This is a genomic window from Paenibacillus sp. FSL R7-0297 (assembly GCF_038009025.1).
Classification (GTDB): Bacteria; Bacillota; Bacilli; order Paenibacillales; family Paenibacillaceae; genus Paenibacillus_AQ.
Map to the genome: position 1 here is coordinate 933,801 of NZ_JBBPAQ010000001.1, position 13,915 is coordinate 947,715.

General features: G+C 53.7%; 14 protein-coding genes. 1 reads left to right on the forward strand and 13 read right to left on the reverse strand.

Features of this window, described 5'->3' with window-relative positions; all coding sequences use genetic code 11:
- Positions 1–13: 13 nt before the first annotated feature.
- The 8 genes from hisIE to MKZ24_RS03915 all read right to left on the reverse strand — a co-directional run bounded on the left by hisIE (position 14) and on the right by MKZ24_RS03915 (position 7,001).
- Positions 14–730, reverse strand: coding sequence for a bifunctional phosphoribosyl-AMP cyclohydrolase/phosphoribosyl-ATP diphosphatase HisIE (hisIE, locus tag MKZ24_RS03880; protein WP_042231571.1), 717 nt, complete (start codon positions 728–730; stop codon positions 14–16).
- On the reverse strand, positions 727–1,485 hold the full coding sequence (gene hisF / locus MKZ24_RS03885; protein WP_042231568.1) for an imidazole glycerol phosphate synthase subunit HisF: 759 nt from the start codon (positions 1,483–1,485) through the stop codon (positions 727–729). Before hisF ends, hisIE begins: the two co-directional genes overlap by 4 nt.
- Before the next feature lie 51 nt (positions 1,486–1,536).
- Entirely contained in the window at positions 1,537–2,274 is a 738-nt protein-coding gene (hisA, locus tag MKZ24_RS03890; RefSeq protein ID WP_340781374.1) for a 1-(5-phosphoribosyl)-5-[(5-phosphoribosylamino)methylideneamino]imidazole-4-carboxamide isomerase, read from the reverse strand.
- Between the two features lie 48 nt (positions 2,275–2,322).
- Positions 2,323–2,946: an imidazole glycerol phosphate synthase subunit HisH gene (gene hisH / locus MKZ24_RS03895; RefSeq protein ID WP_042231564.1), complete on the reverse strand. Its 624-nt coding sequence runs from the start codon at positions 2,944–2,946 to the stop codon at positions 2,323–2,325.
- A gap of 1 nt (position 2,947) precedes the next feature.
- Positions 2,948–3,559 carry an imidazoleglycerol-phosphate dehydratase HisB gene (gene hisB / locus MKZ24_RS03900; protein WP_042231563.1) on the reverse strand — a complete coding sequence of 204 codons (612 nt, stop codon included), beginning with the start codon at positions 3,557–3,559 and terminating at the stop codon, positions 2,948–2,950.
- Entirely contained in the window at positions 3,546–4,856 is a 1,311-nt protein-coding gene (gene hisD, locus MKZ24_RS03905; RefSeq protein ID WP_042231562.1) for a histidinol dehydrogenase, read from the reverse strand. Before hisD ends, hisB begins: the two co-directional genes overlap by 14 nt.
- A 143-nt stretch (positions 4,857–4,999) precedes the next feature.
- Positions 5,000–5,644: an ATP phosphoribosyltransferase gene (hisG, locus tag MKZ24_RS03910; RefSeq protein ID WP_039302355.1), complete on the reverse strand. Its 645-nt coding sequence runs from the start codon at positions 5,642–5,644 to the stop codon at positions 5,000–5,002.
- A gap of 139 nt (positions 5,645–5,783) precedes the next feature.
- Positions 5,784–7,001, reverse strand: a complete 1,218-nt coding sequence (locus MKZ24_RS03915; protein WP_042231560.1) for an ATP phosphoribosyltransferase regulatory subunit — start codon at positions 6,999–7,001, stop codon at positions 5,784–5,786.
- A 318-nt stretch (positions 7,002–7,319) separates the two neighbouring features.
- Between MKZ24_RS03915 and gntK the strand changes: the two genes are divergently transcribed.
- Positions 7,320–8,849: a gluconokinase gene (gene gntK / locus MKZ24_RS03920; RefSeq protein ID WP_042241258.1), complete on the forward strand. Its 1,530-nt coding sequence runs from the start codon at positions 7,320–7,322 to the stop codon at positions 8,847–8,849.
- Positions 8,850–8,973: 124 nt separating this feature from the next.
- Here the strand turns inward: gntK and MKZ24_RS03925 are convergent, their stop codons facing one another.
- From MKZ24_RS03925 to lgt, 5 genes are all read right to left on the reverse strand, one after another.
- Positions 8,974–10,131: an acyltransferase gene (locus tag MKZ24_RS03925; protein ID WP_042231558.1), complete on the reverse strand. Its 1,158-nt coding sequence runs from the start codon at positions 10,129–10,131 to the stop codon at positions 8,974–8,976.
- Between the two features lie 59 nt (positions 10,132–10,190).
- Positions 10,191–11,402, reverse strand: a complete 1,212-nt coding sequence (locus MKZ24_RS03930) for an acyltransferase (protein ID WP_340781382.1) — start codon at positions 11,400–11,402, stop codon at positions 10,191–10,193.
- Positions 11,403–11,706: 304 nt separating this feature from the next.
- Positions 11,707–12,216 carry an acyltransferase gene (locus MKZ24_RS03935; RefSeq protein ID WP_039302348.1) on the reverse strand — a complete coding sequence of 170 codons (510 nt, stop codon included), beginning with the start codon at positions 12,214–12,216 and terminating at the stop codon, positions 11,707–11,709.
- Positions 12,213–12,866 carry a pyrophosphatase PpaX gene (ppaX, locus tag MKZ24_RS03940; protein WP_042231549.1) on the reverse strand — a complete coding sequence of 218 codons (654 nt, stop codon included), beginning with the start codon at positions 12,864–12,866 and terminating at the stop codon, positions 12,213–12,215. Before ppaX ends, MKZ24_RS03935 begins: the two co-directional genes overlap by 4 nt.
- A gap of 8 nt (positions 12,867–12,874) precedes the next feature.
- Positions 12,875–13,906 carry a prolipoprotein diacylglyceryl transferase gene (gene lgt, locus MKZ24_RS03945; RefSeq protein ID WP_042231547.1) on the reverse strand — a complete coding sequence of 344 codons (1,032 nt, stop codon included), beginning with the start codon at positions 13,904–13,906 and terminating at the stop codon, positions 12,875–12,877.
- Positions 13,907–13,915: the final 9 nt, after the last annotated feature.

Consider the following 13,915-nt stretch of genomic DNA (forward strand, 5'->3'; position numbering starts at 1 on the left):
CTGAACCTTCCTCCTAGTCCCGGCGAGGCCGTTCATGGCGGGCACTCAGCTCTTCCAGAATCTCATCCAGCGGAAGCTTCCGTTCCTGCAGCAGGACCAGTAAATGATAGATCAGATCGCTGACTTCAAGGCGAAGCTCGGCATTATCTTTATTTTTGGCGGCGATAATGGTTTCGGAGGCTTCTTCACCGACCTTCTTGAGAATCTTGTCGACGCCCTTATCGAACAGATAAGTAGTGTACGCTCCTTCCGGACGGTTCACTTCCCGCTCAGCAATTACGCGCTCCAGCTCACCCAGTACAGCAAAGCGGTCATCGCCTGCTGCTGCGGAGTTAACTGTACCTCCAGCTGCTTCAGCTGTTGCCGGTGAATCGAGGGGAATCTCGCGGAAGAAGCAGCTGTTCTCACCCGTATGGCAGGCCGGTCCTTCCGGCACAACTTTCACCAGTAGCGTATCGCTGTCACAATCGTAATGGATCGAGGTGATGGCCTGGGTATTGCCGGAGGTTCCGCCCTTATGCCAGAGCTCACTACGCGAACGGCTCCAGAACCAGGTCTGGCCGCTCTCGAGTGACAGCCGTAGTGACTCCGGATTCATATAGGCGAACATTAATACTTCCAGGGTACGGGCATCCTGTACCACTGCCGGCAGCAGGCCGGCTTCATTCCAGCGGATACCTGACAATGCCTCCTGCTGGATCTGCGCTATGTCTTTCTTGTCCTCGCTCATCGGATCTCTACCCCTCTTTGCTTCAGATCAGCCTTCAAATCATGAATAGCAATCTCTTTATAGTGAAAAATCGTTGCCGCAAGTCCGGCATCTGCCTTGCCTGCGGTAAATACATCATAGAAATGATCCATTCTTCCCGCACCGCCGGAGGCAATTACAGGAATGCTCAGCAGATCGCTGACTGCTGCCGTCAGCTTCAGATCGAAGCCGTCCTTCGTGCCGTCGGCGTCCATGCTCGTAAGCAGGATTTCGCCCGCTCCCAGCCGTTCAGCTTCCTTGGCCCAGGTAAGCGCCCGGATACCGGTAGGCGTACGTCCACCGTGAGTGTACACTTCCCACTCGCCCCAAGCCTCATTATATTTGGCATCCATCGCCACCACAATGCATTGGGAGCCGAAGTGGCGGGCGCCTTCAAGAATCAGCTGCGGATTATTGACAGCTGCCGTATTAATGCCGATCTTGTCTGCACCAGCACGCAGGATCCGCTTCATGTCCTCAGGTGTCGAAATCCCGCCGCCCACCGTGAATGGAATAGCAATCTCCCCGGCAGTCTGCCGCACGACCTCGACCATAGTCGCCCGGCCTTCCACCGACGCGGAGATATCCAGAAATACCAGCTCATCTGCACCTTCGCTATCATATAAAGCCGCCAGCTCCACCGGATCTCCGGCATCGCGCAGATTTACGAAATTAACGCCTTTTACCACCCGCCCGTCCTTCACATCCAGACAGGGGATAATCCGTTTGGCTAACATCCAAGACCCCTCCTTCACAGGCTAACAAAAGTAATTACTAAGCCCGTAACCCTACGCCTTACCCAGCGCCTGCAGGGCTTCAGCCAGATCAATATTGCCGGTGTAGAGCGCCTTGCCGACAATCGCTCCACCGATCCCGCTACCGCTATGTACGCTCAGACGCAGCAGATCATCCAGACTGGTTACACCGCCGGAGGCGATTACGGTTTTGCCGCTCGCCCCGGCCATGGACAGTATACCCTCCACATTCGGCCCCTGCATCATCCCATCACGGGAGATGTCCGTGTAGATGAAGGTCTCTGCACCCTTGGCTGCCAGCTCCTTAGCCAGATCCTCGGCGCGCACCTCGGAGGTATTCAACCACCCATGCGTAGCCACATAGCCGTTACGGGCGTCAATACCGATCGCTACCTTATCACCATACTTCGCGAGAACCGCCTCTGTAAAAGCATAATCATTGATCGCCGCCGTTCCAATAATGACCCGGCTGATGCCAAGACCCAGCAGCTTCTCCACATCCGCAAGCGTGCGGAGACCGCCGCCGACCTGAACCGGAACATTGGCATTCTTGGCAATGGCTCCGATGATGGCATCATTAACAGGATGCCCTGCCTTGGCGCCGTCCAGATCGACCAGATGGATAAACCGTCCGCCCTGCTCTTCCCAAGACTTAGCCACCTGAACGGGACTGTCGTTATAAATGGTTTCCTGGCTGTAATCCCCCTGCTGCAACCGGACACATTTGCCGTCCCGGATATCAATCGCCGGATATACGATAAAAGAAGACATGTAGCGTTCCCCGCTTTCATTACAATTTGCAATATAGTTATTCAGGCTTCACGCCTGCTCTCTTCCAAGCCGCAGGAAATTCCCCAGCAGCTTGATGCCAAGCTCGCCGCTTTTCTCCGGGTGAAACTGCATACCATACACATTGTTCCGTCCTACCACCGCCGTAACCGGATGACCATAATCCGTGACCGCCAGCAGGTCGCTGTCGGCAGCGGCCTGCACATGATAGGAATGGACGAAGTAGACATGCCCTTCTTCAAGGCCGGTCAGAAGCGGACTCGCCGGCTGGAGGAAGCCCAGCTTGTTCCAGCCCATATGCGGCACCTTGTAGCCGTCACGGGGTGCGAAGCGTACCACCGAGCCCGGCAGAAGATCCAGCCCCTTATGCTCGCCATGCTCCTCGCTGCTGCTGAACAGCAGCTGCATACCGAGGCATATGCCCAGCAGCGGCTGTCCCGCTTCAGCTGCAGCCTTAACTACAACATCCATTCCGCTCGCCCGCAGATGCTCCATCGCATCGCCGAATGCACCGACACCCGGCAGGATCACGCTGTCTGCCGCCAGAATCTCACCGGCATCTGCTGTCACCAGACTCGTATACCCCAGGCGTTCCACCGCCTTGCTGACACTGTGCAGGTTGCCCATGCCGTAATCGACGATTGCAACGGTCATGCTACAGCACTCCCTTCGTCGAAGGCACACCCTTCACCCGGGGGTCCACTTGTGTCGCTTCATCCAGCGCCCGCCCCAGTGCCTTGAAGACCGCTTCAATCATGTGATGGGTATTGGAGCCGTAATGTACAATGACATGCAGCGTAATTCTCGCTTCCAGCGCAAACTTCCAGAGGAATTCGTGAACCAGCTCCGTAGAGAAGCTGCCTACCTGTTGTGAAGGATACGTTGCCCGGTATTCAAAATGCGGCCGGTTGCTGATATCAATCACTACCTGAGCCAGTGCCTCATCCATAGGGACGAAGACACTCGCATAACGCTTGATGCCTTTTTTGTCGCCAAGCGCTTCCCGCAGCGCCTGTCCCAGACAGATACCGATATCCTCGACTGTGTGGTGATCATCGATATCGATGTCGCCCCGCGCCTGCACGCTCAGATCAAACTGTCCATGCTTGGTGAACAGATCCAGCATATGATTCAGAAAAGGCACATCGGTCTCCAGTTCGGAAACTCCGCTGCCGTCCACGCCAAAGGTCAACGCGATGTCCGTTTCGTTAGTTGTACGGCTAAGTCCGGCCTTGCGCAGCGCCGCTTCCTTATTATTGTTCTCCATTTCCGTCTCCACCTTTCGCTTCGTTCTCCAGCCGGATTTCTATTGCGCGGGCATGGCCTTCCAGGCCCTCACGCCGGGCGAGCTCCATAATCGCCGCCCCGTCCCGCAGCAGTGCTTCCTTGCTGTAATAGATCAGGCTGGATTTCTTAATGAAATCATCCACGTCCACAGGCGAGGAGAACCTTGCTGTGCCGTTGGTCGGTATAATATGGTTCGGTCCGGCGAAGTAATCGCCGACCGGCTCCGAGCTGTACGGACCCAGGAAGATTGCCCCGGCGTTCTCAATCGCGCCGGTCAGTGCCATCGGGTCCGCCACTACAATCTCCAGATGCTCCGGCGCCAGCCGGTTCACAATGGAGATGCCCTCTTCGAGCGATTCCACAACGATAATCGCGCCGTAGTTCTCTACCGAGGCCCGCGCGATAGCTTCGCGCGGCAACGTCTGCAGCTGCCGTTCTACTTCGGCAGCAACGGCCTCCGCGAGACGCTGCGACGGCGTCACAAGGATTGCCGAGGCCATCTCGTCGTGCTCGGCCTGCGAGAGCAGGTCGGCCGCGACGTAGGCGGCCTCGGCGGTATCGTCGGCGAGCACGACGATCTCGCTCGGTCCGGCGATGCTGTCGATATCGACAGCGCCGTAGACCTCGCGTTTGGCCAGGGCCACGTAGATGTTCCCTGGCCCGCAGATCTTGTCAACCGGCACGATGGATTCCGTGCCGAAGGCCAGGGCGGCGATCGCCTGCGCGCCGCCCACGCGGTATATCTCGTTTACGCCCGCTTCAGCGGCGGCAACGAGAATATAGGGATCGATGCCGCCCCCGCCGCCCGTCGAAGGCGGTGTAACCATCACGATCTCCGGCACGCCGGCGATCTGTGCCGGAATAACGTTCATCAGCACCGAGGACGGATACGCTGCCTTACCCCCGGGAACATAGACGCCCACCCGCTTCAGCGGGCGGATGATCTGTCCGAGGATCGTGCCGTCCGGCTGCAGATCCATCCAGGAATTGCGCTTCTGCCGCGCATGGAACGCACGGATATTGACGGCAGCTGCCCGGATTGCCGTCACGAAGGACTCCTCTACCCGGCCATAGGCGGCCTCTAGCTCCTCCTGCGTAACCCGCAGCTCCGCAGGCGTCAGCACTGCGCCGTCGAATCGCTCCGTATACCGAAGCAATGCCGCGTCACCTTCCTGTTTGATACCGGCCACGATTTCACGTACGGCCTTGTTCTGCTCCGGCGTGCCGTATTCTACTTCACGCTGCAGCTTAAACTCCTTACTGGACTGGACCTTCACCGCTGCTTCCCCCCTGAACTTTCTATTTACTAGCTTGGCTCAGCCGTAACTACGGACAATGTTTGGACTCCGCTCCTACAGTTCCAAACCTTCCCTTCGTCACTTCTATCCTTTTTTCATTTATTACAGTTCAATCTTACAGCTTACTTAATCTGCAGCTCCGGTCCTGCAATCACGGCCTGCAGGCGGTCACACAGCTGCTGGATTTCCTCATTCTTCATCCGGTAGCTTACCCGGTTAGCCACCAGGCGGCTGGTAATTTCGAAGATACTGGTCATTTCCACCAGCCCGTTATCCTTCAGGGTCTGGCCAGTCTCCACCATATCCACGATCCGGTCAGCCAGTCCAATCAGCGGCGCCAGCTCGATCGAGCCGTTCAGCTTCACAACCTCAACCTGCTGGCCCTGCTCGCGGAAGTACCGTGAGGCCACATTTGGATATTTGGTCGCTACCCGCTGCTGGATGCCAGGCTGCCAGTTCGGGAGTCCGATAATCGACATCCGGCAGCGGGCAATCCCCAGATCAAGCAGCTCGTACACATCACGGTTTTCTTCCAGCAGTACATCTTTGCCGACGATACCGATATCCGCTACACCATACTCTACATATGTAGGCACATCTACCGGCTTGGCGAGAATAAACTCCATTCCGGCTTCCGGCAGTGAAATCACCAGCTTGCGTGATTCTTCCCCGTCCGGAGGAATCGGCAGTCCCGCCTTGCGGAACAGTTCTGCCGCTTTGTTGTAAATCCGGCCTTTCGGCATGGCTACCTTAAGAATCTGTGCCATTCATACCCGCCTCCGTTTCTATTTCCGCTACCATATATACATGCAGAGATTACTTGGGTTCACATGTTCCTTCATTTCACGTATTGTCACCTATTGCTTCATTCCACATTTATGAGATCAGCCAATCAACCTGCTCCGCTCAGCCATGCTCGCTGATAAAAGACACGAATGTATAAATCTCTCCGTAACGTTCGCCCTCTGCCTCTACGGTATCCGTATCCAGGCGCTTCACGACCTTCAGCTCTTCCGGGCCTGCCGCCAGCCGGGTTACCACAGCGTGGCCCTCATTCCGCAGTCGGGCCGCCTCAGCAAGACCTTCCTGACGCCGCAGGGCATCATACTGGACCAGTACCGGAAGTTCTTCCTCTTCGGGTACTCCGGATACACCATCCAGAATACGGTTGGTCTTCAGCGAGAAGCCTGTCGACGGAATCGGGCGTCCAAACTGCTGAAGCAGATTGTCGTACCTTCCGCCGCTGCATACCGGGAAGCCCAGCTCAGAAGCATAACCTTCAAACGTCATGCCCGTATAATAGGAGAAATCACCGATCATCGTCAGATCAATCAGCACATGCTGAGAGACGCCGTATGCGACAAGCACCTCCCATACCTTGCATAAATGCTCAATGGAAGCTCGTGCCAGTGGATGGCTGCTGAGCTCCAGCGCCTGTCCGCAAATTTCCTTGCCTCCCCGCAGACGCAGCAGTCCGTCCAGTTCCTTCTTCTGGGCTTCAGGCAGTTCCAGGCGGCGCAGCGTCTCCCGGAAAGCGACATAATCACGGCCCAGCAGATGACTCTTCAGCTCCTCCTGGGCCTGCGGGAGGCCGGACACCGCTTCCTGGAACAGACCGTCGAGGAAGCCTACATGCCCTATCGCAATTTTAAAAGACTTCACTCCCGCGGCCTCCAGCGATGCAATTGCCAGTGCAACGACCTCAGCATCCGCCTCTGGTGAATCATCTCCGACAAGCTCCACTCCGGTCTGGAAGAATTCTGCTTCCCGGCCGGCCTCCTCTTCGATAGCACGGAAGACATTGGCATGATAGGACAGACGCAGCGGCAGCGGTTCGTCCTTCAATAATGAGGAGACTACGCGGGCAACGGGCGCTGTCATTTCCGAACGCAGCACGAGTGCCTGACCGCGGTTATTCAGTAATTTATACAACTTCTGGTCTGACGTGGAACTGGCCACACCGACCGTATCGTAATATTCAAGGGTGGGAGTAATCATCTGGCGGTAGCCCCAGCGGCTCATGCAGTGCAGCACATCGTTCTCAATCTTGCGCAGCTTCGTTACCGCCCGTGGGAGATAATCCCGTACGCCGGCAGGCTTTTCGAATCCCTTTGGTTTGGACATCTTCACTTTTCACCTCATCAGATATCATAAGAAGTACCTTTAATCACTTTAATATGGTAAAGTGGTAGTAAACTAAAGCAGTGGTAATATCGTATCACGGACTATCCTTTTGCGTCAACATTCGCCTTCTATACCCGCCGGTTTCGGAAGCTTAGGCTATATGTTAAGGAGCGCCTACCAACCCTCTCTTTGCCACCGTGCTTACCTGCGAATATAATAAGCTGTATATAATATAATTGTACTTTATTTCCTGCATTAAGTATTCCCGGTATCTATTTCAGAGCAGAAAGAAGGACTGACGGCTTGAGTACATCCTATATGATCGGCGTTGATATTGGAACTACCAGCACCAAGGCTGTCCTCTTCGAGGAGAACGGAACAATCGTCACACAGAGCAACCAAGGCTATCCGCTGCATCAGCCTTCCCCTTCTGTCGCAGAACAAGACCCTGATCAGATTCTGAAGGCTGTACTGCACACTATCTCTTCAGTCATGCAGGACAGCCAAGTCCCTCCTGGACTGGTTCTGCTTGTCTCCTTCAGCTCGGCCATGCATAGCGTCATTGCTGTAGATTCTTCCGGCAAACCGCTGACCGCCTGCATCACATGGGCCGATAACCGGAGCAGCGCCTATGCCCGGCGGCTGAAGAATGAACTGAACGGGCATGAGCTGTACATGCGCACAGGAACGCCCATTCATCCTATGTCTCCGATCACCAAGCTGATGTGGCTTGGTGAGGAGTACCCGGAGCTGTTCAGCCAGACCCATAAATTCATCTCCATTAAAGAATATATCTTCTTCAAGCTGTTCGGCAAATATGTAATTGATCACTCCATTGCCTCTTCTACAGGCATGTTCAATCTGGAGAAGCTTGACTGGGATGCTGAGGCGCTCCGTATCGCCGGGATCACTCCAGAACGTCTATCAAGACCGGTGCCCACCACGCAAATCCTGCAGGGGCTGCTTCCGGGGCTACCCGAAGAGCTTGGACTTCTGGCCGCCACACCGTTTGTCGTAGGCGCCAGTGACGGTGTCCTATCCAATCTGGGGGTCGGTGCCATAGAGCCGGGAGTTATTGCCGCCACTATTGGGACCAGCGGAGCCATCCGCACCGTGGTCGACCGGCCGCTGACCGACCCGAAAGGGCGGACCTTCTGCTATGCACTAACGGACAAGCACTGGGTTATTGGCGGCCCCGTGAATAATGGCGGCATGCTGTTCCGCTGGGTGCGTGATGAGTTCGCCGCCTCTGAGGTAGAGACCGCGAAGCGCCTCGGTATTGATCCTTATGAGGTCCTGACCCGGATCGCCGAGCAGGTACCGCCAGGCAGCAATGGCCTGCTCTTTCATCCGTATCTGACCGGTGAGCGTGCCCCGCTGTGGAACCCCGATGCGCGCGGCTCCTTCTTCGGACTGAGCATGAATCACCGCAAAGAGCATATGATCCGCTCTGTGCTGGAGGGTGTAATCTTCAATATGTATACCGTACTGCTCGCTATGGAGGAAATTATCGGCCAGCCGGGCAGAATTCTGGCTACCGGCGGTTTCGCCCGCTCCGCTCTATGGCGGCAGATGATGGCGGATATATTTGACCAGGAGGTTGTAGTTCCCGAGAGCTTCGAGAGTTCCTGCCTTGGCGCCGTGGTACTTGGGCTGTATGCCATAAGCCGAATAGATTCCTTCGATGCCGTTTTCGGGATGATCGGCTCTACTCACCGCCATGAACCGGTCCCGGCCCATGCCAAAGTCTACAAACAACTGCTACCGATCTATATCTCCGTCTACCGCAGCCTGGAAGACCAGTATGAAGCAATTGCCGAATTCCAGCGTGAACAAGCCGGCGAATAAACCCGCAGCCTGATAATATATGAATAAAAGCGCCAGACAGCCCGCATCTGCGGCCAGTCGGCGCTTTTATCATTCCTGATTTGAAATCTCATTTAATCCAGCATCTTAGCATTGAGGCGCACGGTCACAATGTTGCTTTTGGCGCCCGCTTAACCTTCTGCGGCCCAGAACCAAACAGTACCCAGGCCGGCTTCACATAACGGAAGACGAGGGCAACGACCAGCCAGGAGCCGGCGAAGGCCACCAGCCAGCCCCCGGCAATGGCAGCAGCGTAGGCAAGCGATCCGCCGTGCAGCGGCAGCTTTCTATAGAAGAAGAGCAGCGCCGGATGCAGCAGATAAATCCCGAACGAGCAGGCTCCGGCAGAGATCAGCAATCTTGTCAGCAGGCTGCGGCCCGCTCCATACAGCAGGAAGGACAGCTGGAACAGCACAAGACAAGAGAGCAGCGCATGAAGATTGGAGAAGCCTTCATACCATAGACTGTTGATGACCGTCTTCTTCGTATAATTGTTGAACCACAGCTCCACATGAACGATTCCTGCAGCGATCCATAAGAACCACAGCACAATCCAGCTTGCACCCTTACCGGAGCGCCACCCTTCGCGGGTAGGAATCAGCCACTTTTTCAGAGAGCTGTAATATACAGCAATCGCCGCACCGAGCAGGAAATAAGAGAAGTACGTTATTGCAAGACTGCCCTTGGACAGCTGCCAGTATCCGTGATTAGCCATATATTTGTTCAGCAGCACGAATCCCCACTGCAAGGCAAGTCCGATGAGCGGTGCCCACGCCGCCAGACGGCGGGCCTTTTGCAGACACCAGAGCATGAGCGGGAACAGAACATAGAACTGGATAATGATAATAATATAGTACAGATGGGTATACGCCGTACCCGTCCACAGATATTTGCCGAATTTGACCACCTGCTCATTAAGAGGCATACCCCATGTATGCCCGGCAGTCATTTTCAATATAAAGTACAGCACCGAAAAAATAAGATAAGGCACAATAATATAAATCAGCCTTCGGCTATAGAATTTCGCGAGTGTCTTCCCGCCCAGCGGACGGTCAATATAGTTGTAGAACAGCACGAACCCGCTTAGGAATACAAACGAAGGTACAGCGAACTGACTGAACTTGTTTAGGAACAGAAACGGATGAAACAAAGAGGTATCCAATGTTTCCGCCAGTGTCCGCGAAGTAGCATGAATCGCTATGACAGCAATAATCGCTATCGCCCGGAATACATCAAGCTGTGGTATTCTTTCCTTTTGAGCCATTATCTTTCCTCCTGCCTAGACCCTCATCCCTGATGCCTGATTAGGGTTCTGTTGAACTCTCATGACTTACTGATATCTTTACCTTCGAGCACTCTATATGTGCTCCCGCGCACAGGCTTGTCCTTCACCGGAGGGGCAAGTGAACGCGGTACGCTCCCGAATACCACCCAGGACAGGCGGATGCGGCGGAACGCAAACTGCACAAGCATCCAGCTACCTGCCAGCGCCACAGCCAATCCTCCGTAAATATAGAATACATAGGTTAATGAATCTGTAGGAATTCCCGTTCCGAATCTTCTATACACTGCAAGCAGCAGAGGATGGATCAGATACACCGCAAATGAAATCTCACCTAGCCGGGTCAAAATAGCAACGACCACCTTCGGTGCCCTGCGGTAGATAAGAAAGGTGGCATACAGCAGCACCAGCGCTGACAGCATCGTATGTATATTCCAGAGCAGTTCGTACCACAGCGAGTCCGTCCATATCCCGAAGTGGCGGGCTCTATACCATAACTGTACATGCGTGAAGGCTGCTACGAGCCACAATGTAACAAGCAGCAGGATAAGCACTTTATGCCTGGCAGCCAGTTCACGCCAAGGCTTCATCAGCCACAGCTTGATCGCTTCGAAATTAATGGCGATATAGGCGCCCAGCATATAGTATGCCAGATACGAGATCGACAAGCTTCCTTTTTCCACAATATGCAGCTGATACTTGTTCCAGATAATGAATACCCACTGCAGCGCAAGTCCAATCGGAAAAGCCCAGCGCACCCACAGCCGTGAGCTCTGCAGCAGCTTAAGCAGCAACGGAAACAGCAGGTAGAACTGGATACTGATGAATACGAAATACAAATGCGCATACGCCGAACCCGTAAATAAGGCACCCAGGAAGCCGGAGATGCTCTGTGCCAGAGGCTGTGTCAGCATACCATTCACGTACAGGGTCAATCCGTAATAGCCGATGGATACAAGCATATAGGGAAGCAGAATGTACTTCAGCCTGCGGCGGTAAAAGCTTCCGATCAGGCTCCGCGTCACGGGCCGCCCGTAATAATTATAGAACAGCACAAAGCTGCTTAGAAAAATAAACGACGGTGTACCGAATTTAAAAAAAATGTTGATCCAGTTCAGCCAGTAATAATAGGGTGACTGGAGTGCCATTTCTCCGGCCGCAAAAGATGATGAGTGGACATGCATTACGCCCAATATCGCCAGAGCACGGTAAATATCCAGCTGGGGCAGACGTTCCTGTTTTGCTGCATTCACTTTAAGATTCCTCTTCTCTGCTATGATGGCTGTTCATAGACGCCAAGCGGAAGTGATACCTATCAGGAAGTCTGCCCCTGCTGATTATTTCATTCTGATATGTGCTGCGCGTCCGTATGCGGAAGGATCCGCTCCTGCACTTACAAGTATATCGCCAATATATACTCGCCGAACACTTAAAGGTTGCTTATGCTTGCTTAAGATTTCTTAATTGCCTCAGGCTGCGAAGTTTACACAAGAAACCCTGCAGCTCCTGCGCAGATACACGCAATATGAAACTGCAGGGTAAGAGGTTACCTGGTGATTATTCTTCTACAGCCTTCTCCGCTGATCCCGGCGGACGCAGCTCACGCAGCGGATTGCCCCCGACGAACGAGCCCGCAGCTACATCCTTATGCACGACAGAACCCGCGGCGACAACCGCCCAATCTCCAATTGTTACGCCGGGCAATATCGTTGTGTTAGCTCCAATCAGGACGTTCTCCCCGATAATGACTTCACCCAGCCTGTATTCTTTGATGAGGTATTCATGGGCAAGAATGGTCGTATTATAGCCGATGACCGAGTTCTCACCGACGGAAATTTTCTCCGGAAAAAACACATCCACCATCGCCATTAGCCCAAACGCAGTATGCTTGCCCACCTTCATGCCGAGTACCCTGCGGTAAATCCAGTTCTTGAGCGGCAAGACCGGACAGTAGCGGGCAATCTGGATAAAAATAAAATTGCGTACGCCCTTCCACGGGCTCACCGTACGGTAAATATACCAGAGCGAATTATGGCCCTCTACTGGATAGCGGGTTAACTTTCTCACGGCTGTTTCGTCTCCTGCTCCACTATTGTATACAAGTCTTTCATGTCATGGATGATGTAATCGGGGCCGTACTTACGTAACGTGTCCTCACCTTTAAGAGACCAGGCAACCGCAGCTACACGCACACCCGCGGCCTTGGCAGATTGAATATCGACCGCACTGTCACCTACCATGAGGGTTCTGGCCGGATCAACACCCAGATTAGCAACCGCGGTTAGAACAGGCTCCGGATGCGGCTTCGCCTGACTGACATCATTGACCGTCACAATTGTCTCCATATACTTCAGCAGATCGAACATTTCCAGCGCTTTAAGTGTAGTTGGACGAATCTTCGTTGTCACAATCCCGAGCTTTATTCCCCGGCTTAACAGCCCTTCCATTGTCTCATTCACATGTGGAAAAGAACGAATTAGCTCATCATGATGCGCATAATTATATGAACGGTAAGAAAGCTCCAGCACGCTTGTGTCCTGCAGACCGGAGAACGCGCTCATCTGCTGCTGGAGCGTAGTTCCCATATGGGGAATAATTTCTTCCCGGGTTAGAGCCGGGAGGTTATTCTCCTTCAGCGCATGCATGAACGAGCTGATGATCAGCTCATTAGTATTCACAATCGTTCCGTCCAAGTCAAATAACACGCATTCTATCATTAGTTTTACTACTCCTTTGTTTCCTTATCTTCAGATGAGTCCTCCACCGGCTGGATAGGCTGAGGAGCCTTCTGCGGTGTATTCACTGCACTCTCGGGAACTACAGCATCTGCCGCTGCCGCTTTAGTGCTGACAATCGGATCAGAATAATGATCCTTCGGCTGACCGCTGACACGCCGTACAATGATCAATACAACTGCAACGAGAATGATTAGTAGTGCCAGAAGCTGTGAGATACGAACATTCCCGTATGCCGGATCGAAATACCCCTGCTCAAATCCCAGCCATTTCATCGGACTCCATAGACCGTTAATGAAGGATGCCAAACCGCTGCTGCCGTTAAATCCTAGGCTGTCCGTACGCAAAGCTTCAATAAAGAAACGGCCGATCGAATACCAGATGAAATAGGACATGAAGATTTCGCCTGCACGGACAAATTTCTGGCGGCGCAGTACCATCAGGAGCAGAATCCCCAGCAGGCTCCAGAGCGATTCATACAGGAAGGTCGGATGGTGAAACGCATCCCCTATGTACATTTGATTCACAATAAAGTCCGGCAGATGCAGCTTGTCACGCAGGAAGGATTCCTCTACAACGCCGCCGTAGGCTTCCTGATTGATGAAATTACCCCAACGGCCAATCATCTGACCGGCAAGCAGTCCAGGTGCACAGATGTCCACGATACGCCAGAACGGATATCCCTTGTAACGGAAATATATAATTCCGCAGATGATCGCCCCAATCAGCGCGCCATAAATAGCAATACCGCCATTCCAGACTTTGAATATATCCAGCAAGTTGTCCTTGTAATCTTCCCACTTGAACGCTACAAAATAAATCCGCGCACCAATGATCGCCGAAGGGACTCCGAGCAGCAGCATGTCCATGAAGAACTCCTGCGGAATGTTGTAGCGTTTGCCTTCTTGAATAGCAAGGAATAATCCGGCTAATGCACCAAGACCCAGTATCAAACCATACCAATGAACAGGCAGCGAACCGATGGAGAAGACAATCGGATTAATCGCTAATGAAAAAAACATGCTCTCACA

Bases quoted from the DNA above. Each gene is read 5' to 3' on its own strand.
- gntK (WP_042241258.1), top strand. From the start codon at position 7,320: ATGATCGGCGTTGATATTGGAACTACCAGCACCAAGGCTGTCCTCTTC.
- hisIE (WP_042231571.1), bottom strand. From the start codon at position 730: ATGAGCGAGGACAAGAAAGACATAGCGCAGATCCAGCAGGAGGCATTG.
- MKZ24_RS03925 (WP_042231558.1), bottom strand. From the start codon at position 10,131: ATGGCTCAAAAGGAAAGAATACCACAGCTTGATGTATTCCGGGCGATA.
- MKZ24_RS03915 (WP_042231560.1), bottom strand. From the start codon at position 7,001: ATGTCCAAACCAAAGGGATTCGAAAAGCCTGCCGGCGTACGGGATTAT.
- lgt (WP_042231547.1), bottom strand. From the start codon at position 13,906: ATGTTTTTTTCATTAGCGATTAATCCGATTGTCTTCTCCATCGGTTCG.
- hisF (WP_042231568.1), bottom strand. From the start codon at position 1,485: ATGTTAGCCAAACGGATTATCCCCTGTCTGGATGTGAAGGACGGGCGG.
- hisA (WP_340781374.1), bottom strand. From the start codon at position 2,274: ATGTCTTCTTTTATCGTATATCCGGCGATTGATATCCGGGACGGCAAA.
- hisH (WP_042231564.1), bottom strand. From the start codon at position 2,946: ATGACCGTTGCAATCGTCGATTACGGCATGGGCAACCTGCACAGTGTC.
- hisB (WP_042231563.1), bottom strand. From the start codon at position 3,559: ATGGAGAACAATAATAAGGAAGCGGCGCTGCGCAAGGCCGGACTTAGC.
- hisG (WP_039302355.1), bottom strand. From the start codon at position 5,644: ATGGCACAGATTCTTAAGGTAGCCATGCCGAAAGGCCGGATTTACAAC.
- ppaX (WP_042231549.1), bottom strand. From the start codon at position 12,866: ATGATAGAATGCGTGTTATTTGACTTGGACGGAACGATTGTGAATACT.